Annotated in this window: 22 protein-coding genes; 19 read left to right on the plus strand and 3 right to left on the minus strand. The window is 48.5% G+C overall.

Translation table 11 applies throughout. The features are described 5' to 3' along the window. The first annotated feature begins 1,936 nt into the window (after positions 1-1,936). The 11 genes from N645_RS18550 to N645_RS0112425 all read left to right on the plus strand — a co-directional run bounded on the left by N645_RS18550 (position 1,937) and on the right by N645_RS0112425 (position 9,541). On the plus strand, positions 1,937-2,329 hold the full coding sequence (locus tag N645_RS18550) for a GIY-YIG nuclease family protein (RefSeq protein ID WP_024461838.1): 393 nt from the start codon (positions 1,937-1,939) through the stop codon (positions 2,327-2,329). A 549-nt stretch (positions 2,330-2,878) separates the two neighbouring features. Next, the gene (locus N645_RS0112410; protein WP_024461840.1) at positions 2,879-3,358 is read left to right on the plus strand and encodes a hypothetical protein; all 480 of its coding nucleotides are present in this window, start codon (positions 2,879-2,881) and stop codon (positions 3,356-3,358) included. Positions 3,359-3,440: 82 nt separating this feature from the next. Continuing rightward, entirely contained in the window at positions 3,441-3,764 is a 324-nt protein-coding gene (locus tag N645_RS18040) for a hypothetical protein (RefSeq protein ID WP_152521700.1), read from the plus strand. Between the two features lie 556 nt (positions 3,765-4,320). Beyond that, positions 4,321-4,692, plus strand: coding sequence for a DUF3224 domain-containing protein (locus N645_RS17850; RefSeq protein ID WP_081666114.1), 372 nt, complete (start codon positions 4,321-4,323; stop codon positions 4,690-4,692). Between the two features lie 455 nt (positions 4,693-5,147). Then, positions 5,148-5,636 (plus strand): hypothetical protein, encoded by a 489-nt coding sequence (locus N645_RS18045; RefSeq protein ID WP_152521701.1) that lies wholly within the window; start codon positions 5,148-5,150, stop codon positions 5,634-5,636. A 93-nt stretch (positions 5,637-5,729) separates the two neighbouring features. Further along, the gene (locus N645_RS0112415; protein ID WP_024461841.1) at positions 5,730-6,089 is read left to right on the plus strand and encodes a VOC family protein; all 360 of its coding nucleotides are present in this window, start codon (positions 5,730-5,732) and stop codon (positions 6,087-6,089) included. A 79-nt stretch (positions 6,090-6,168) separates the two neighbouring features. Beyond that, positions 6,169-6,579 (plus strand): DUF6795 domain-containing protein, encoded by a 411-nt coding sequence (locus N645_RS18050; protein ID WP_152521702.1) that lies wholly within the window; start codon positions 6,169-6,171, stop codon positions 6,577-6,579. 423 nt (positions 6,580-7,002) lie between these two features. Continuing rightward, positions 7,003-7,551 carry a hypothetical protein gene (locus N645_RS18055; protein WP_152521703.1) on the plus strand — a complete coding sequence of 183 codons (549 nt, stop codon included), beginning with the start codon at positions 7,003-7,005 and terminating at the stop codon, positions 7,549-7,551. A 75-nt stretch (positions 7,552-7,626) separates the two neighbouring features. Then, positions 7,627-8,109, plus strand: coding sequence for a hypothetical protein (locus tag N645_RS18060; protein WP_152521704.1), 483 nt, complete (start codon positions 7,627-7,629; stop codon positions 8,107-8,109). Between the two features lie 105 nt (positions 8,110-8,214). After that, positions 8,215-8,943: a hypothetical protein gene (locus N645_RS0112420; RefSeq protein ID WP_024461842.1), complete on the plus strand. Its 729-nt coding sequence runs from the start codon at positions 8,215-8,217 to the stop codon at positions 8,941-8,943. Next, positions 8,918-9,541, plus strand: coding sequence for a hypothetical protein (locus tag N645_RS0112425; RefSeq protein ID WP_152521705.1), 624 nt, complete (start codon positions 8,918-8,920; stop codon positions 9,539-9,541). The genes N645_RS0112420 and N645_RS0112425 overlap by 26 nt, the downstream gene beginning before the upstream one ends. Before the next feature lie 55 nt (positions 9,542-9,596). Here N645_RS0112425 and N645_RS17060 read toward each other — a convergent pair whose 3' ends face one another. After that, positions 9,597-10,550 carry an IS30 family transposase gene (locus tag N645_RS17060; RefSeq protein WP_036161342.1) on the minus strand — a complete coding sequence of 318 codons (954 nt, stop codon included), beginning with the start codon at positions 10,548-10,550 and terminating at the stop codon, positions 9,597-9,599. An 851-nt stretch (positions 10,551-11,401) separates the two neighbouring features. Here N645_RS17060 and N645_RS0112445 point away from each other — a divergent pair. From N645_RS0112445 to N645_RS0112465, 5 genes are all read left to right on the plus strand, one after another. Next, positions 11,402-11,791 (plus strand): hypothetical protein, encoded by a 390-nt coding sequence (locus tag N645_RS0112445; RefSeq protein ID WP_123639256.1) that lies wholly within the window; start codon positions 11,402-11,404, stop codon positions 11,789-11,791. 83 nt (positions 11,792-11,874) lie between these two features. Next, positions 11,875-12,201, plus strand: coding sequence for an Imm50 family immunity protein (locus N645_RS0112450; protein WP_193744978.1), 327 nt, complete (start codon positions 11,875-11,877; stop codon positions 12,199-12,201). Next, complete coding sequence (locus tag N645_RS0112455) at positions 12,194-12,757, plus strand: hypothetical protein (protein WP_024461848.1); 564 nt, start codon at positions 12,194-12,196, stop codon at positions 12,755-12,757. Before N645_RS0112450 ends, N645_RS0112455 begins: the two co-directional genes overlap by 8 nt. A 175-nt stretch (positions 12,758-12,932) precedes the next feature. Continuing rightward, complete coding sequence (locus tag N645_RS0112460) at positions 12,933-13,250, plus strand: transposase (protein WP_024461506.1); 318 nt, start codon at positions 12,933-12,935, stop codon at positions 13,248-13,250. Continuing rightward, positions 13,247-14,116, plus strand: coding sequence for an IS3 family transposase (locus tag N645_RS0112465; RefSeq protein ID WP_024461507.1), 870 nt, complete (start codon positions 13,247-13,249; stop codon positions 14,114-14,116). Before N645_RS0112460 ends, N645_RS0112465 begins: the two co-directional genes overlap by 4 nt. A gap of 261 nt (positions 14,117-14,377) precedes the next feature. Here the strand turns inward: N645_RS0112465 and N645_RS0112470 are convergent, their stop codons facing one another. Next, on the minus strand, positions 14,378-15,202 hold the full coding sequence (locus tag N645_RS0112470; protein ID WP_024461849.1) for a hypothetical protein: 825 nt from the start codon (positions 15,200-15,202) through the stop codon (positions 14,378-14,380). A 303-nt stretch (positions 15,203-15,505) separates the two neighbouring features. Between N645_RS0112470 and N645_RS17855 the strand changes: the two genes are divergently transcribed. Both N645_RS17855 and N645_RS0112475 read left to right on the plus strand, forming a co-directional pair. Further along, positions 15,506-15,907, plus strand: coding sequence for a GFA family protein (locus N645_RS17855; RefSeq protein WP_081666116.1), 402 nt, complete (start codon positions 15,506-15,508; stop codon positions 15,905-15,907). Positions 15,908-15,977: 70 nt separating this feature from the next. Beyond that, entirely contained in the window at positions 15,978-16,331 is a 354-nt protein-coding gene (locus N645_RS0112475; protein ID WP_024461850.1) for a DUF1622 domain-containing protein, read from the plus strand. A gap of 23 nt (positions 16,332-16,354) precedes the next feature. On the opposite strand, the gene N645_RS0112480 is transcribed toward N645_RS0112475, so the two are convergent. Further along, positions 16,355-17,236, minus strand: a complete 882-nt coding sequence (locus N645_RS0112480; protein ID WP_024461851.1) for an ion transporter — start codon at positions 17,234-17,236, stop codon at positions 16,355-16,357. 204 nt (positions 17,237-17,440) lie between these two features. On the opposite strand from N645_RS0112480, the gene N645_RS0112485 reads away from it, so the two are divergent. After that, positions 17,441-19,555, plus strand: coding sequence for a BCCT family transporter (locus tag N645_RS0112485; protein WP_024461852.1), 2,115 nt, complete (start codon positions 17,441-17,443; stop codon positions 19,553-19,555). The last annotated feature ends 7 nt before the right edge of the window (positions 19,556-19,562 follow it).

Genomic DNA, 19,562 nt, shown 5'->3' on the forward strand with positions numbered 1-19,562 from the left:
TCCTAAATGAGAAGTTCTGATTTATTAAAAACCATTTGAGAATCAATAATCTATCCTTTGTTTTTAATGTACTATCTTGGGATAAATAGCGCGCATGCGCGATATACAAATGTTAGCGAGACTAGCAAGTGGAAGAAATAACATTTGGGGAAAACGGAAGGCAAGCGGATTGGTGGGGGTACGGAGACTACTCCTGTACTGCTCCAGAAACCGGTCGTAGGATTCAACTTCCGTATGCCGGCGAGCCTCCACACGGAGACTCGTATCACAATTTATTCATCGAGTCCAAGACGATCAGAGGGTACGTTTGGTCCGGCTACCTCTTGTGGTCGACCTGTGGAAGGTATTTTACATGTGACTGGCTTGAGGGGATGGCCGGTCATTTTCAAGGTAAGGTGTGGTACTCCACACAAGTTACTAGGGCCACTGTCGTTATAGACACGGCGTTGCTTTGTTTTAAAGTATTGCTCACCCCATCTTATCGGGAGTTGCGTGAAGTACTACGGAACGAGGGTGAAGAACAATTGTGGAAAATTCTCTTTGGTACGAGTGGTACCGGATGGGAGGAATTTCGCTAACAAAGCAATTATGTACGCCACAGCAAGCTGTGGCCGGACCTCCGTTACGGCGCCTTGCGCCTTCACTTCGGCCGCATATTGCGGCGTTAGCTGAAACGTGATATCGACCATGAGAATACTCATAGCGTTACTTTTGTACATTCCGTCAATAGTGTTTGCATGTTACTGCGGAAGCGCAACGATTGAAGAAAAAGTTGCTGAGTCAGACTTCATATACGTTGGCATAGTTGTTAAATCGTACATGGACAACGAAAAGTTGATACACAACACTTTAGTTGTAGATGAGAAAATTAAGGGTGACCCTGAATCTCTCTCTTTTACCAATGAAACGCTGGAAACTAGCCTTTGCGCTCAATCAACGTCTGTTGGTGTTCGTTACCTGGTTTTTGGCAATTACGGCTCGCCAGTTCATTTGTCCTCTTGCAGCTATACCCAGTCGTTGCATATATACGGGTCTGAAGGGCTTGCATCCGTCAGAAAAGCAGCTAACAAACGCGTCAATTAGGACGCTCGCAAGCTCGCGCCTATTACGCGGGCGTTATGTGTGAAAGCGAGTATGACAATGGAAATCGCCGTTATCAGAGCTCTTCAGGTAATAGGGGTAGCGCTAGTTCTTTATAGCTGCTATCTGCTAATCGTGGAAAAAGTCCAGCTCTCGGCTTCGGGTATAGAGTATGGTTTAATACTTTTTGGTGTTGGTTGCTCTGCTAGCGCAATCCGGTCCAGAAGAGCTCATAAGAAGCAACGCAATGTTTAAGAAAAAGGGGATAATCCGAACCTTATGATGATCATCCCACATAACCAAGCGTACCAGTTCGCCACCGCAAGCGGCGGCAGGACGCTCGCAAGCTCGCGCCTCTGTACGTGGCGTTATGCGCCATGAAGAATATGCGACTACTAATTGTTTTAATGTTTCTGGGGTCAGTTTCAACTCAAGCGATAGATGCTTGCGGTGAACACAATTATTGCCCTCCACAGGGGCTGGTACACGTTATGGTTTCCCCAACCATTTCAAGCGAGAACCAGGGATTATGTGATGGCGCATCGTTTAATGTTCAGTTTTCCCTTAAAGAGGGGCGCCCTATTGATGTCATCCTCGAGTCTGGCCCAGTCGCTTTGAGGGCCGCAATAAGACAGAGTTTTAAAGAATGGCGTTTTGGCGCCACCGAAGAAATTGAGAATGTAGTGGAAAACATTAGTTTAAACTCAGACTGCTCTCTAAGAGTCGCGGAGATACCATGGTAGTTTCGCATAACAATCGTATTATGGCGCCACTTCGTGGCTGGGACGGCTTACACTTCGCTCGTTCCTCGCTACGTTGCAGCCGCCCCATATACGGGCGTTAGGCAGAGACTCGCATGAGTATTGGGTACATATACGTTTTGAGCAATCCAGCGATAAAAGGGATGGTGAAAATCGGCTTTACTCGCGGTGATGTCGACACGCGAGCTAAGGAGCTTTCCGTGGGCACTGGAGTTCCTGCCCCATATGAGGTAGAACATTTTCATTTAACAAAGGATGTAGAGCTACTTGAGCGAGCCGTGCACGCAAAGCTTGCTAGTCACCGAGTGAACGATAATCGGGAGTTCTTTTCTATTTCAGTCACGGAGGCAATAAGCGTAATCTCAGAGCTCGTAGTGGAGCCTGTAGTCCGCTATACGTGTGATAAAAAGCAACGTACGTGTAAGAGGTGTGGCCACAGCTTCCTGTATCGAGGTGAATATTTATTGTGCCCTTCGTGCGGGTTCTAGCTTTGCCTAACAAAGCCATCAAATTCGCTCCCTTCGGTCGCCGGACCTCGTTTCACTCGGCCGTTTATGGCGGGCGTTAGTGGGTCTAAGCGTGACGTTGGCTATATGAGGAAAATCAAGTTACGGCGACGTAATTTCAAAGCAGAGAAAGAAGACTTTTACCGTAGGAACGGTGAAAAGATAGATGAGTTGTTGGCGATTTGTAAGCGCTACCAAGGGGAGTACATTCCGGTCTTTCATGGGCCAGGAAGTTGGGCAACTACATACTCAAATGAGTTCGTAATGGCTGCTTCGGAGCTCTACCAGCTGTTTCTTCATAGTGGCCTTGGGCCTCCTGAAGCACTGCTTTCTGAGGCATTTCGTAGCGCTGAAGTATGCTCATGTAGGGGCAAACGTATGACAGCGGATAGAGTTGAATACCTATATGAGAACCACATTAAGAGCCGTATCCACAAAGACCACTAACCAAGCCATTAAGTTCGCGCACTTTGTGCGCCGGACCTCGTTTCACTCGGCCGCTTATGGCGGGCGTTACGCATGGAGTAGCATGTGAAGTACATTTACCTATTTATACTTTTGGCGTTCCCTTTTGAATCAGTTTTCGGTGAGAATTCAGAGTTTGAAGAACTCAGGGCGGCGTCTGAAGCTCATTTAAGTCAACTTGATGGTGAATGGCTAGGAGAAATATCTGGACTCGAGCTTCAGGGGGACTATCCCGATCAGCCTTACAAAAGCGAAATTATTATTAGAATAGACGGAGATGAGGTTCTAGTCGGAGCTAAAAGGGGAGACAATTGGTACGAGATGCCTTACGATTTTAAGATCATCCGACATAAAACCCATGCCATTGTCTACGCGTTTGCGGCAAAAGACGCGTGGGTAGAGGCTTTCAACTTTACTATTACCTTGAATAGCGTCAATGAAATGGCCTTAGTATGGTCACGAGTAGTAAATAACTATGTGCTGCCGGTAGATGACTGGGAAAGCAGAGGTTACTTCCAAGGATTCTCGCTTCTTGAACGCCAATAAGCGTAACAATGCCATCAAATTCGCTCCCTTCGGTCGCCGGACCTCGTTTCACTCGGCCGTTTATGGCGGGCGTTAAATGCTTATGAAAACATTCCTGCTAAATGGCGATGAAGGCCAGCTCATTGGGTTCGAGATTTCAAATTCGTTCCTCTCGTCTAGCGGTATCGCAAAGTACATTCGTCGAATCAAGGGATGTGAGGTTGTTGGCACGCGTCGATGGTTCTCTGCTGATGAAGTTCATGTTCACTTTTTATTCTCTGGAAAACGTTTTATCGTCTGGGAGCCCTTTGGAGATAATAGTCGTTTATGGGTTGGCCCGGAAGACGGGGAGGTGACTCCGCCAGAAATTATTTATGAACTGAAGGCGAATTTTGAGGGCACAAGCAGAGTGAGTATTTCACGTTGATTCGGGTCGCATTTAACCAAGCCAATCACGGCGACAGCTTTTTCGTTGCGGCTTCGCCTCCACTACAAAGCTGCGCGTGTTGGCGGCGTTATGGGTGCTCGGCTATTTGCTTTTAGGTGGGTTTCGGTCGAGTCCAGCGGCTTCGTACCAAGCCAGGGTAACCGGCATTAGAGCTTTCCGGTTCATCGCAGGCTTGGCAGTTTCGCTCTCGGTGGAGCTCGGAAATTAAGAGGTAAGCGGCTGCATCATCGCTACTGGCGTGGTGTGCCAATAAGAAAAATTCGGGCGGCGGAAAGTGCTCAGCTCTCTCCCCGCATTGTTCGGGCTGTGGCTCCGCTAGCGCTATGCAAAGTGCTAATAGTAGGTTGGGAGCGTCGCAGCCATAACCAAGCGCATCACTACACGGCCTGTCGGCCGTCGGATGCGCGCAAGCTCGCACCGGTGTGCGCGGCGTTATACGCAAAAAGGAAATCACACATTGCACCTAAAAAAAGTATTTTTAATTTTAATCACGATAATATCTATTTCTAATCACTCCTATGGAAACGAAAAACTTATGGAAGCTAAAGGAACATTCGAAGTAAAGCTTGACCCTCAAAGCGATTTAGAAGCCCCGGCAGGCCGAATGATCATAAACAAATCTTATAGTGGTGACTTTGTCGGCACTGGAAAGGGCCAAATGTTAAGTAAGCGAACTCCCTCTGGATCAGCAGTATATTCAGCTATTGAAGAAGTAGAGGGTAAAATCTCTGATTTAAGTGGTAGCTTTACTCTTATTCACTTAGGGTCTATGTCCAGCGAAGGTCAAAGTCTAGAAGTCAAAATCGTAAATGGATCAGGCACAGGTGATTTCGAGAATATCAGTGGTACTTTAGATATCATTCAAGCTGATGGTAATCACTCATATGTGCTTAATTACAGCCTATAAATCGTATAACCATACGTGTCAGTCGGACAGTTTGTTCCGCGGCTCTTTTTTTGCTGGCCGCTACGCTAGCAAAAAACGCCACTCCACAAACTGCCGCTGCACTCTGCGTTATTTTGCCTTGGTCTAGAGCAGAGGAAAAATTGAAGGTTAAGAATACTATCTCAAGAGTCGCTTACGCATTGGCAGCCCTAGTTCTTCTCATTGGAACGGGTTTTTCTTGCGCACTCAGGGATGGACTTGGACCAGATGCAGTAGAGTCACATGGCCTATTGGCGGTGGAGCGAACCATAGAAGGAGCGTGGCCAGTATTAATAGTATCTGCAGCAATAGCTTTTTTTGCATATAGGTGGGGCCGTGAAGCAAAGGCCAAATAACCATGCGTACCAGTTCGCCTCCGCAAGCGGCGGCAGGACGCTCGCAAGCTCGCGCCTCTGTACGCGACGTTAGAGGAAACCATGATTCGGAAATTTGTATTCGGAATGGCTTTAGTGGGGGCGGTGTCTGGTTGTGCTCCTATGGTCGTAGAGGGAGTATGTGCTATTGATGCAGCCATTGAGCTGCCAGACCTTGATAAACGAAATTTCCAGTACACTATTAGCCTTACAAGTGGTGCTGGTAGTAAATCTTTGCAGAGAGAATTTACTTGTGAGGGCATTAAACGTGTATGCCTTGGCGGAAACTGGGCCGTTAAATACGAGATGACCAAAGGAGCAGGCAATATGGATCATGAATTTTCCTCTCACAAATCAATTAGATTTAAACCTCCAACATGCTATTCAGCCACCCGAAATACAAGTGTTCCAGATGAACCCGTACTTCCATATAGCACTGAGTTAGTTGTTGGAGGTGATACCTTCAATCTTAAGTTTAAAGATTTGACTAGCCCGAATTCTGTCAGTGCCGTTGGTGTTCAGGTAATAGGTTATGAGCTTCAAGAAAAATAAATCCTCTAACAATAAGCATCAGTTCGTGCCTTCGGCACCGGACGGCCTTACGGCCGCCGCTGTGCTTAGACGTTATGCATACAGGAGACCGTCATGAAGGAAACGGGAAAAATCAACTATGTTGAGATCCCCTCAAGGGATCTTGAGGCAACGAAGGCATTCTTTACTTCGGCTTTTGGATGGTCATTCGTCGACTATGGACCCGAGTATGTGGCTATTGAGAATGCCGGAATTGATGGTGGTTTTTACAAATCCGACAAAGTATCTTCACCCGAGAGCGGTAGTGTACTGGTCGTTCTTTATAGTTCGGAACTTGAGGAAACGCTCACAAAGGTCACATCGTCAGGCGGCAAGGTGGTTCAGCATATATTCGATTTCCCAGGCGGCCGGAGATTTCACTTCACTGATCCAAATGGAAATGAGTATGCTGTTTGGTCTGAGCCCGATGCATAACCAAGCCATCAAATACGCTCCCTGCGGTCGCCGGACCTCGTTTCACTCGGCCGTTTATGGCGGGCGTTAAAGCTCAATTATGAATAAACTACTTGCCATTTTGATCCTATTATTTATAGCTGGGTACGCACCAATACCTCATGCTGCGAAGGTTAAGCCAGAAATGCGTGGAACCATTCTATATAACGGCATGCCGGCTAAAGGAGCAGAAGTTCGACAATGTAGAATTTTCCAGGATGGAAAATGCCAGACGTTTACAGCAGTAACCACTGACGAAAATGGAAATTTCAAGTTAAAAGCAAGAAGAGAATTTAGGTGGTATGTAACCCTTTTTGGGGACGAGATGTTTGGGTATGGCTTCACCGTTTACTACAAAGGTAACTCTTATCCTGGTTGCACCGGTAACGATTTGGGTGTTTTGTCTGATGTTAGTCATATAACCTACGAACTTACCTCAAAAGAAGAATGCAATTTACATCCAGGCGGGTAAGCTTTAACAAAGCAAGGCACGGCGACGGCTTTTCCGTTACGGATGCGCCTCCACTACAAAGCCGCGCGTGATTGCGGCGTTATTTTGCCTTGGTCTAGAGCAGAGGAAAAATTGAAGGTTAAGAATACTATCTCAAGAGTCGCTTACGCATTGGCAGCCCTAGTTCTTCTCATTGGAACGGGTTTTTCTTGCGCACTCAGGGATGGACTTGGACCAGATGCAGTAGAGTCACATGGCCTATTGGCGGTGGAGCGAACCATAGAAGGAGCGTGGCCAGTATTAATAGTATCTGCAGCAATAGCTTTTTTTGCATATAGGTGGGGCCGTGAAGCAAAGGCCAAATAACCATGCGTACCAGTTCGCCGCCGCAAGCGGCGGCAGGACGCTCGCAAGCTCGCGCCTCTGTACGCGACGTTAACTGATATGAGTGATTATTCACGAATAGCCATACTAATCGTGCTTACGGCGGTTGGATGTACGATGAAAGGAACTCCGCGTATCGTGGAGAATGGATGTAAGTATCAGATAACAGCAGAAAATTACAAAGAAATACGCGCAAATTGCTCAGGGTTCATTAAATCCGAGCACGCAGAAGAGGTCATGCGGCTTCGTAATGAAGATGCGCTCCGAATCGCCAAATCTTTACCCGTCTCGTACGAGGCTGTCGCGCTGGGGGCTTTACTAAATAATGAAAGAGAAAGGTATTGCTTAAAGATATTTGGTACGTCACCCTCAAGTTCGCTGGCGGATTCGATAAGAGAAGAGGATGAACTTTTAGATTGCGAAGAAAGAAAGATACCCCGTGTCACCATAGACAGAATCGAGAAAGCTGATAATGGCGGGTATCGTACTTATATTACTTTCGATTGCGGATTGACTGGAAGGTGTCAGTCTGGGTGGTGGCTTTACTTGGAAGAGGTTTCACCGGGAATGTTTGAGGTGATCAACGAAGAGTTAGATTGGATTACTTAAAATGGCAGTTAACAATAGCGTGAAAGGCGATGCTCGTACCTCGCGCGATTTACGCAGGCGTTAACTGGATATAGCATGAAGCAATCTATTGCGATACTTATAGTTGTTTTTAGTTCTCCTGCCTGGGCGTGCTCATTCGCTAGGACGACTGAACCTTTCGAGGTAAATGGTCCTGGATCAATAGAGCCTCGGCGTACCGAATTTGAAGTGGCGGAAATTGTTCGGGGTAGCGATGATGGAAATCCGCACTCCTGCTCTGATGCGGGTGTCATCACCTTGAAAGCCTTAGATCCTCCAGCGGAGACGGGGTTCATATTTGAAGTAGTTAAAGGCGAATTTGAAGACCGTCTTTTTACAGAGGAGCCAATAACACCTGCGGACTTCAAAGAACCCGGTGAGTTTACGTTTATCTGGCTTGATGGCTCTAGCTATGAGCAGGGGCCCTTTGACATCGTAGTGCAAGTAACACCGATTTCAAGAACCGGTAATGTTGGTGAGCCTACAACATTGAACGTTTCCCATCCAGGCACCAAAAAGCCGTGGTGGCGGTTCTGGTAATCCCAGTTAACAATCCAAGGCAGTGAGACATATTTTTGCTTCGCTGCGCTCAAAACGCAAAAATATGCCCCTGCTTGGGGGCGTTAACCTCATGGAGTACTGCGGATGAAGTGTAAAATGTGTGGACTAGAGAAACCGTTGGTTGATGCACACATCATCCCTAGAAGCTTCTATGAGCCCCTACAGGAGAATGGTCAGACTCCGAGAATCGTTACCGATATCGCGGGAGAGTACCCTAAAAGGTCCCCTACTGGAGTCTACGACAAGGAGATCGTGTGCCAAAAGTGCGAACAGCTGTTTTCTCCGTGGGACGATTACGGAAATAGTTTCCTGAATCAAGAAATGAAGGACGGGCATTATATAATAAGCGAAGGCGAAAGGGTCGCTTACAATTTTGGAGGGTGTGATTATCAGAAACTGAAGCTCTTTTTTCTATCAGTCTTGTGGCGGGCCTCAGTGTCAAACCAAAAAATCTTTCACAACGTCCGGCTTGGACCTTTTGAGGGTAAGTTGAGGAGTATGTTGCAATCAAAAGATCCCGGTGACAATAGGGAGTTTGCCGTTGCCCTCTCTAAATTTGATGTTCCAGCGAACCAGACAGGAATACTTGATCCAGACAAAACTCGATACAATGGTGTAATTCATTATCGGCTCTACATGGCTGGGTATATGGCAATCCTCAAAGTTTCAAGGCAAGTAGGAAGCACGTTTGGAAAATTATACATTTCTCCAAATAGTGATGTTCTGTGCATAATTAGGAACTTTGAACAGAGTAAAGAGTTGCATGCTCTTCAGCACGTGGTGAAGAATGCAAAAAGACCTAAAGAAGGCTAACAAGCCATTAAATACGCTCCCTTCGGTCACCGGACCTCGTTTCACTCGGGCGTTTATGGCAGGCGTTAGAGGAGTAGATTTGAGATACTTATTGATTGCCATTCTTCCGTTCGTGCTGTCTAGTTGTGTAACTCAATCAGATAGCGAGTTCACTGAGGAAGATATTGCTGACTACGAAAAAGCGGTTGCTGAGTATGAAAAATACTCTTCTATGGAAACTCCGGCCTCTTGGGGAACCGGGAAGAAGTGGATATTAATATATGTCAGAGACGATGAAATAGTCAATCGTTTAATCGTTGAACCCACCAGCGAAAGTGTGAAATCTTGGGTATCTGGCGACTGGAAAAAGCTTAGTGTGTTGTTTGAAGAGGAGCCTATGGAGTTCAAGCACTTTTCAAATATCATCTCCGCATATGAAGTAAATGGTAAGCTGTTATCCATAATGATGGCAGCTAATATTACTCATACAAAAAGCGTCGAAGGCCGATTTGAGGAAGATAGTTTTGTTGGAAGTGTCGAAACCAACAACCCATATTGCTTCGATCCTCGGGGTTGCAAGCACGAGCCAGTCAAAGTTTATGGGGTACCGTTGTTGTGAGTTGCAAGACCATCTTGAATTCCCTAGTGTCAAGTTTGAAGTGCGACAGAAGTAGCTAAGCATAGTATAACTCCGAGGGTGAACGATATTGATGACGTTTGCGGGGACGGGAGTTCAACTCGTTGGCAATATGATCGCATTGTTGTTGAGTTAAGTGCTCCATGGACGTTCCTTTAGGGATATATTGTCGAATCAGACCATTGACGTTTTCGTTGCTTCCCCTTTCCCAGGAGTGGTAAGGATTCGCAAAGTAGAACTTGACCGAGCTGTGCGCCTCAATGTTCTTGTACTGATGAAACTCGGTGCCGTTGTCGGCGGTGATAGTCTTGAAAAGCAGGGGGTCTCGACTGATCAACCGCTTGGTCTTTTTATTCAAGGAACGTGTAGACCGATCTTGAAGCTTTCCAATCATGAGAAATCCGGTTTTACGTTCCACCAAGGTGACAATACAGTCGGTTGACCCTTTACCCATGACGGTGTCGATCTCCCAGTGACCCTTATAGCGGCGGGTTTCTACAGTTCTAGGTCGTTCTGTAATGTGACGCTTGTCAGCCAGTCGACCCCTGCTGTCGTAGGCTTTGTAGCGCTTTCGACGAACCTTGGGAGATTGACGAAGATGTGTCCAAAGGTTGCCGCCGTTGGCCTTGTCACGCCAGATGTACAGGTAAATTGTTTCATGGGAGAAGCAGGGCTGGTTCAAGCGACGAAGATAACCCGTAATCTGCTCGGGACTGTACTTCTTCCTAAGTAGCTTGCGGACCACTTTGAAGTCGTCGTCAGAGTAGTGACTGTTTCGTCTTGAACGCCTCCTCCTGGCGATTGTGCGGCGCTGAGCCTTGCTGGGCCGGTAGGCCCCATCAATATGAAAGCAACGGTTTCGGTCCAGCTCGCGATAAAGAGTGCTTCGGTGCCGACCCATGTGATCGGCAATCTTTTGCATGGAGAGGCCTTGTAATTTCAGTGTGGAAAGGACTACCCTTTCCTCTGAGGTAAGCTGTTGGTATTTCATAGGCTTTTTCAACTTCTTGGCGGGAGTGAAAAAAGACTGATACTACAGCTTGCCTCTCTTATTTTGTAGATTGTCGCACTTAGTATATGAATTCGGGTTCTCTAACAAACCAAGGCAGCGGGACATGATTTTGCTTCTCTGTGCTCAAAACGCAAAAATATGCCCCTGCTTGGAGACGTTATGTGTATGAATAGATATACCTCATTACTATTGCGCTACGTGTTCGTCTACCCGTTGTATCAAGTGGCGGCTATGGCGGTAGCGACTGTCATTCTCAGTTTTCTATTGGGCTGGAGTTTTGAGCAAGCAAAGAACGTCTTTATAGTGCTGGGCATTACAATGTGGTTGGCGTCATTTATCATGCATTGGCGAATAGGCGCTTATGCTTTAGGTGGGCTGTTAAATCGCAATGAATAAGCAGGGTGAATCAACACATAACCAAGCGTACCAGTTCGCCGCCGCAAGCGGCGGCAGGACGCTCGCGAGCTCGCGCCTCTGTACGCGGCGTTATGTGATTTGAGCGACAGAAATGTACAAACGTCAATTCATACAGGTATTGCTTCGTACTCTGACGTTTCCATTCGTTGGCTCTCCTATTTATGGTATTAGCATGGGAATAAAGTACGAAAGTTATTGGGTTGCATTGGAGAGTCTCCTGTACTGCTTCATTTTTCTGGCCATCATTTACATATGGATAAATAGAGCGCCCCTTAAATCGCTGGCTAAAGGCGACAGGTTATAGATGAAAACAAAATCCATAACCATGCCATTAAATTCGCTCCCTTCGGTCGCCGGACGCTCGCAAGCTTGCGCCGTTTATGGCGGGCGTTATGCATAAGGTACAAAAAGACATGAGCTTTGAATTTTCGTCATCCCTATATAAAAGGTTCCTGTGGGTGGCCGTGTGCGGAATACTGATATGGGATGCAATAAACTACCCATTCCTGTTTATGGATAAATACAGAGTTCCTACCGTAATGCTAGTAATTGTCTCGCTCGGTATAGCTCTAAAAGTATCCATATTAGTCACTTTAATTAGAAAAAAGGGACCAATTAAGCCCTTGGTTGGGGTGTGGGGTGCTCTTATGATTGCAGGTGGTCTATTTGGTTTCGTTTCTATTCTTGCGGCTACAGAACAGCAATCAACTATCCTCATTTTAGAGAAATCGCTTCTGCTAATGTTCGGCTTGGCACTTGTATTGCCTTTGGCCAAATTTATTCGTACATCGGTCAATGCATAACCAAACCATTAAGTTCGCGCACTTCGTGCGCCGGACCTCGTTTCACTCGGCCGCTTATGGCGGGCGTTATGCAAAGAGTGATCATGACTGAATACCAGGAAGAAATACTCGCTTACTTTGGTTATTGGCCAGTGTTTTGCGATGGACAAGTAGTTTCTTTTGAACGAAATGCAGATGATATCGCATTGAAAATCAATTACATCGACACAGACAAGGCACTTGGGGCGCTTGTAAAAATGACATTCCACGGTGTTTCTGATGTTGATCTGTCGGAACATTTACCGGGCAGTGTCGTAGACACATTGAAAATACTGAGCGGAAATCTGCACCGTGTTAGCATCGAACCGTGCTATGGATTGGGTGGCAGCTTCAAATGCAAGAAAATACGGGCGAGTATCGTAAATGCATAACCAAGCCATTAAGTACGCGCACTTCGTGCGCCGGACCTCGTTTCACTCGGCCGCTTATGGCGGGCGTTATGCCTCACCAAGCCTTATGAAATATTTATCGTTATTTTTATTTATAGTGTTGCTTTCCGGGTGTGCAGGCGGCCATTACTATGTGCAGGATGATGATCCTAATCGTACATTGAAAGTTTTGTACAAAGACGAGCATCTTTGGATAGCGATCCATGCGATGAATGGTAGCACTTCATCCCTAATGTTTGCAGCTAGAACTGACAATAACGACGTCTCCCTCACAGTGGAATCAGTTACCCTATCAATTCAAGCTGACGAAAATCATGTAACGCCAACCACCTCCACGTTTGCTCCGAGATCAGTAGCCCTTACTAAAGGGGAAATGTACTCTATGACGGCAACTTACGAATTTTTAGCCCCGCCCGAGGAGATTAGGGCTCACATACAGCTTAGAGCAGTATCGGATGGCCAGGAAATATCAATTGATGAGATAATTACGCTAAATATTGTTGAGTACGGTTTTTGGGGGGCCCTAATGAGCATCTAGGCATAACAAAAAGCTGCACCTGACAAATATTGCTACGCTCGTTTTTGTGTATGTCGCGTAGCTCCATTTTACACAAAAACGCTCTCCGCAATATTCGCAGGTGAGCTTGGCGTTAGGCATCCGAGTTCCCCAAGAAAAGTAGACACCTAATCCCCACTTAACGGAGGGTGTCATTATGACCAAGAAGACGAAGAACAAGTACAATCACTACACCGAGGATTTCCGGCGTGAGGCGGTTCGCCGCGCCGATGATCCCAACACCAGTGCCGCCGAGGTAGCGAAAGAGCTCGGTATTCACCCCGGCCAGATCTATAACTGGCGTCGGCAGTATAAACGCCTGTCCGATAAGCAGTTCAATAGCGTCCAGGGGGTGGATTACTCCATGAAAGAGAGCGAAGAGGTTCGCAAGTTAAAGCGACAAGTGGCGGATCTGAAAGAGGAGAACGAGTTCCTAAAAAAGGCGACGGCGTACTTCTCCAAAGACAAGTGGTGAGGTACGCTTTCATTGAGTCGCTTCGAGGGCAGCACACGGTCCAGAAGATGTGTCGTTGGGCGCGTGTTAGCCGCTCTGGCTACTACAAGTGGCGCTCTCGGGCGCCCAGCGCGCGCGAGCTGAGACGATTGAACGCGGAGCGAATGCTCACCGCCTTGTTCAACCGCTTTAAAGCGCGCTACGGCTCGCCGAGAATGACGGTGGAGCTTAACGAGAGCGGCTTTCCCATCAGTGAGAACACGGTGGCTAAATTGATGGAAAAACAAGGGCTTAAAGCAAGGAACGGAAAGGGCTACAAGTACTTTCCTGATGTGCTGGCCAGGAACCACGTCAGTGACAACCTGCTCAGGCGCAATTTCTCCGCCAGCAAGCCTAATGAGAAATGGGTGTCGGATATCACTTACATCAAAGTCGAAAAAGGCTTCGTGTACTTGGCGGTTATCATGGACCTGTTCTCGCGCAAGATTATCGGCTGGTCACTCGATACCACCATGACCAATCAGCTCATCATGGATGCCTTTAGAATGGCCGTAGCCTCACGAAAGGTCGAACCTGGGCTGATATTGCACTCCGACAGAGGGGTTCAGTACCGGTCAGGCGAATACCAGGCGCTCTTGCTGAACGAGGGTATTCGCCCTAGCATGAGTCGCAAAGGCAACTGCTGGGACAACGCCGCAATGGAGTCGTTCTTCGCTCGGTTCAAAGTTGAAGCGCTATACGCCGAAGATATCAGCACTAAACAGGAGGCGTATTCCTGCGTTTTTGATTACATTGAGCTATTCTACAATAGCCACCGGCGACACAGCTCATTGGGCTACAGAAGCCCAAGGGCTTATGAGAATGAGTATGCACAGATGTGCGCTTAAATCAGTGTCCACTTTTGGTGGGGAAGATCAGCATCCGAGTTCCCCAAGAAAAGTAGACACCTTCTACAGTTAGAGTGGAATCCCCCAATGAGGTGGACACGCATGTATAACCCCGAAGAGGAAAAGGAGCGATACCTGTAATAAACACGGGGAATAAGATGCAAAGGTACTAGGAAAGGTAAACAGCCCGCCTCCAGGTGCACAACAGGGCACATTAAGGATTGCCCCTTTTCAACCTGCTTAACATTCCGCCAAGACGCGTCAAATAGCCTCGTCTACATACTGCATGTGAACCTTCTTTGAGTCTCTCCAGCGAACAATGCGTTCCACCGCCCTTTCGGTCATCTGAGTTTTATAATTCAGAGGAAGATCAACATATCCGAGTTTATGGTCCTCGGAGGAAAGGTCGACCAGTTTGTGCACGAAAACGCGAAGGTAGGGATCCTCCATACGGCTGCCTTTCTTCCCGATGTAGTTTGCGTGCCCCTCGATGATAACGTAAAAGCCGTCAAGATCATCTTCAAAGCCCGTAACCCGGAACTCGTTATCTTCGACAGTCACTTCAAGGCCATCGAGCGGCGTCATTAGAGCTCCAAGGTAGCTTACAGGCTCAACAGTAACATCATCGTCTTTTGCTATGAGTCGCTTCGCCTTGGTTACATCACTGACGCCATAAGCCAGGTAGACCTCCCCTTTCTCAAGTTCCGGAAAAATGTCGTTGTGCTGCCTCAGCTTGGAAGCTGCATGGGCCCCGATCACTTTAGGTTTTCCCCACTGGGAGTAGTGAGCTGTAAGGTTTAATTCATCCACCACTTGCTGATGAAACATCACTACGCCGCTAGCAGAAATAACCACCGTAGAGAGCAATCCGGCCGCTAGCGATCTGAGCCTGCCACTCCGTGCCACCAGATAGATTATGCCTATTAGGACATCAGCAACGACCATCGGTACAAACAAAACTAGAAAAGAAGTGTCGATCTTGAACTGGTGTTTCAGCACCATCGCGATAACAGCGAAGAGCAGGGGCATACCGCCGACATACATAAAAGGGAGAATCTGGCGGGTAAACACCATATACGTAAACATACGATTTTCCTTCAGCTTTTGGAGGCGCTAGATAGTACGGTAAAATTGTGAATAATGCATCGCTTAGGGCAGCATTCTTTGTAATTTGGTTGAGTGCGTCGCGAAAATCATGGATTACATTGAGTTCTATAGTGAAGATGGTCTATCCTGATCCTTGAACTATCTATCGCCCAACGAACATCAACCATTGAGCCCAAAGTGTCCGTGAAGGTGGTTCAGGTTCCTTTTCCGGACGTCGTTTAACTCGGCCGGTTATGGCGGTCGATATGTGTTCTTCACCTTCAGGTCATACAAGGAAATCCTATGAATAAGCATAAAGGGTCGTGTCTGTGTGGCACAGTGAGGTTTGAGGTGCAAGGGGACTTCGACAGCTTTTACCTGTGTCATTGTAAGCACTGCCAAAAGGATACTGGATCAGCTCATGCGGCAAACTTGTTTTCGCTGTCAGCCAGCCTGACCTGGTTATCGGGTTCAGACTCCGTGACGGCCTTTAGACTTCAGGGTACTCGCCATAGCAAAAGTTTCTGTCAGCTTTGCGGTTCAGCACTGCCCATAAGTGATGGCACAGGGCTACTCGTTGTTCCCGCCGGGTGCTTAGATACAGAAGTGTCTATACTACCAACCGCTCACATCTTTACATCCAGCAAAGCGGTTTGGGATAGAGAGCTGGAGGTACTGCCAACGTTCGAGTCGCTGCCTGGTTGAGGCGCCACCATGTAGGATTATAGAAGCTGCACCTCGGTTAGTGTTTAGGGGCATTTAGAGGGGAGACAACGTGGACGATTTTCTAGCAGATGTAGCGGCCTGGTGTGCAGTGGTCATTGAGGCGATAGGCATTGGAACGATTGCCTTGTTTGCGCTATACGCATTGTTCAATGTGGTACTCAGATTGCTCAAGCGAGAGAGCCTGGATCTTATTTTCCTAGAGCTTCGTCAACTATTGGGTCGGGGTATACTGCTTGGACTTGAGTTTCTGATCGCCTCAGACATCATTTATACGGTGGCGGTAGAGCTTACCTTTGAGACCATTGGTGTACTGGCCATCGTGGTGTTGATCCGTACGTTCCTCAGTTTTACGCTTGAAGTGGAAATGTATGGTAAATGGCCCTGGCAGAATAAGCGCGAGTAACAGCTGCGCCGTTTACAGAGCGCTTATTCTGCGCCTGCCGGGCGGTTATCAGTGTCTGAGTCTGGCTCTTCCTTCTCTTCATTTAACCAGGTGCCGCAGTGTTTGCAGTACTTGGCGTCACGCTCATGTTGGTTTTTTCCGCATCCCGGGCATGCTTCATCGGAATAGCGGTCCTCGCGCAGTGACCGAATGACTTCTGCGGAAAATACACCGGCGGGCAGTGCGATAATTGAGTAGCCCGCGAGCATGATCATGACCGAGATGAACTGCCCCAAGGGGGTGACCGGTGAGATATCGCCGTAGCCGACGGTGGTCAGGGTGACGATACCCCAATAAATGGAGGTGGGGATGCTGGTAAACCCGGCCTCATGGGGTTCGATCAGGTAAAGAAAGGTGGAAAAAATAGTCACCAACATCAAGATGGTGAACAGGAACAGCATTATCTGGCCACGGCTTCGCTTCAGTGCGTCCAGCAGTAAGCGCCCCTGACCCACCAGGGCCATCATTTCCAGAACCCGGAATAACCGTAGTGTTCGTAGCAATCGAATGACCACCAGTGTCTGAGCCCCGGGGAGAATCAGCATCAGCCAGGTTGGCAGAACGGCCAGCACGTCGATGATGCCATAGAAGCTCTTCAGGTAAAGCAGGGGTTTATGCAGGCAATAGATGCGCAGCCCAAGCTCCAGAGTGAACAGTAAGGTGATCACCCATTCGGTGTAATAAAACAGGGTGCCGAACCGTTCGTGATATTCCTGAACACTGTCCAGCAGGATAACGCCGACACTCATGAAGATGAGAATCGCCAGTAAGATATCGAAGCCTTTGGCTATCGGGGTATCGGATTCAAATATGATCTGAAAAAGGCGTGTTCTGATTCCGACATCGGCGGGCTGCAATGACGACATGGGCTGATTATCCTGTAAACGGGCTCCGTAGCGTGAAGGGCAGCATAGCACTACCCGCGGCGGTGCCCAAAGGTATGTAGGGTTGGTTCCGTGTCTGCGCTCACTTGACAATGCGTCTATACTGTATCCGGTTGCGTACTCATTTTACCTGTTCGGCGCTGTTTCTGCCGAAGTAGTCACTTACCGTACGATAAGGACAAACCCATGACTCAAGACGCGTCAAAGGCTGGTGTTGGCTCCACGGTTCTGATACCGGTTTTCATTCCCGCCGTCATTGTAATCCTCCTGCTGGTGGTGGGCACCATCAGTAACCCGGAATTGGCCGGTAAGGCCTTTGCCACCACCCTGAGCTATATCACGGAAACCTTCGGTTGGTTCTATATGCTCTCCGTGGCGTTTTTCCTGGTGTTCATCGTCAGTATGGCGGTTACCAAGTGGGGACACATCAAACTGGGTCCGGATCACGCCGACCCCCAGTACAGCTTTCCGGCCTGGTTCGCCATGCTGTTTTCGGCCGGTTATGGCATTGCGCTGCTGTTCTTCGGTGTGGCGGAGCCGGTGCTGCATTTCGCCTCCCCACCAGATGGCGCGGCGGAGACGGTGAACTCCGCCAAACAGGCGATGCAGATTGCGTTTTTCCACTGGGGTTTTCATATCTGGGCGATCTATGGTCTGGTTGGCCTTGTCCTGGCGTACTTCGCATTTCGCCACGGCCTGCCACTGTCGATTCGATCGGCACTTTATCCACTGATCGGTGACCGGATTTATGGGCCGATTGGTCACGCCGTGGATGTGTTCGCCATTCTCGGTACCATGTTCGGTATTGCGACCACGCTTGGCTTATCGGTGGCGCAAATCAATGCCGGTATGAACTATTTATGGCCAGAGATTCCGATAAGCGTAACTGTTCAGATTATTGCGATTGCGGTAATTACCTGCCTTGCCATATTTTCAGTGGTTGCGGGGATGGATAAAGGCGTAAAACGCCTGTCTATCCTGAATATGCTTCTAGCCGTGTCGCTGATGATCTTTGTGTTTATCGTCGGGCCGAGCGTACACATTCTGGAAACCTTTCTGCAGAACACCGGCAGTTACCTGAATAACATTGTCGAGAGGACGTTCAATCTGCAGGCCTATTCCCGTAGTGACTGGATTGGTAACTGGACGCTGTTCATTTTCGGCTGGACCATCGCCTGGGCGCCGTTTGTGGGTCTTTTTATCGCCAAAATCAGCCGGGGGCGCACCATCCGTCAGTTTGTGGTCGGGGTGATGCTGGTGCCGTCGGTGTTTACCTTCATGTGGTTCTCGGTCTTCGGGGATACCGCGTTGAACCTGATCATGAATGAAGGCTATACCACGCTGATTGGCGATGTGCAGGCGGACCATGCCACGGCGCTGTTCAAGTTATACGAGGCGCTGCCTCTGAGCTCGATTGTGTCCTTTATTACCGTGATCTTGATCATCACGTTCTTTGTCACATCGTCGGACTCGGGTTCGCTGGTTATTGATTCATTGGCGTCGGGCGGTGCCATTCATACCCCGGTCTGGCAAAGAGTGTTCTGGGCGACGTCGGAAGGGTTGGTGGCGTCGGCGTTGTTGTTGGCGGGTGGTCTGAGTGCCTTGCAGACCATGACCATCGCCAGTGCCCTGCCGTTTTCCATCATCATGATCATTGCGGCGGTGGGCATGTGGCGCGCGCTGGTCATTGAGGGGCACCACCATCGCAGTCTCAAGACGGATGTACAGCAGCGCTTCTCCGGCACCTCGGGTAAAGGGCTCTGGCGCCGTCGCCTCGCCGGCCTGGTGAACTTTCCGGATGAGGCAAAAGTCTGGGAGTTTATGACCACCACGGTCAATAAAGCCATGCACCGGGTTGAGCGCGAGCTGACCAAGCAGGGCTGGTCCGCCGAGACCCATGTGGACGAAGAGCATCATCGCCTGTACCTGGAAGTGGTCAAAGAGGATCAGGTGGATTTCATTTACGAAATCCGGATGCTGGAGCACCTGCTTCCGGATTACGCCTACCCGGAAATGCCGGACGAGGAGACTCAGCGACATTACTATCGCGCGGAAGTGTTCTTGCGTCGCGGTGGGCAGCTCTACGACATTTACGGTTTTGATCAGCAGGACATCATTACCGACATTCTCGATCAGTTTGAGAAGCATCTGCACTTCCTGCACATTTCTCCGGGAAGCCTGCCCTGGCGGATGGAGGAGCACGACGACCTGCTCAGCACCCCGCCGGAGCCGCCGGAAGAGGAGCCCGGTGTTCAGAACACTGAACGGGCGGCCAACCCTGAGTCCCGTCAGGACGGATAAGGAGTGC

This window comes from Marinimicrobium sp. LS-A18 (genome assembly GCF_000463525.1).
GTDB lineage: Bacteria > Pseudomonadota > Gammaproteobacteria > Pseudomonadales > Cellvibrionaceae > Marinimicrobium > Marinimicrobium koreense.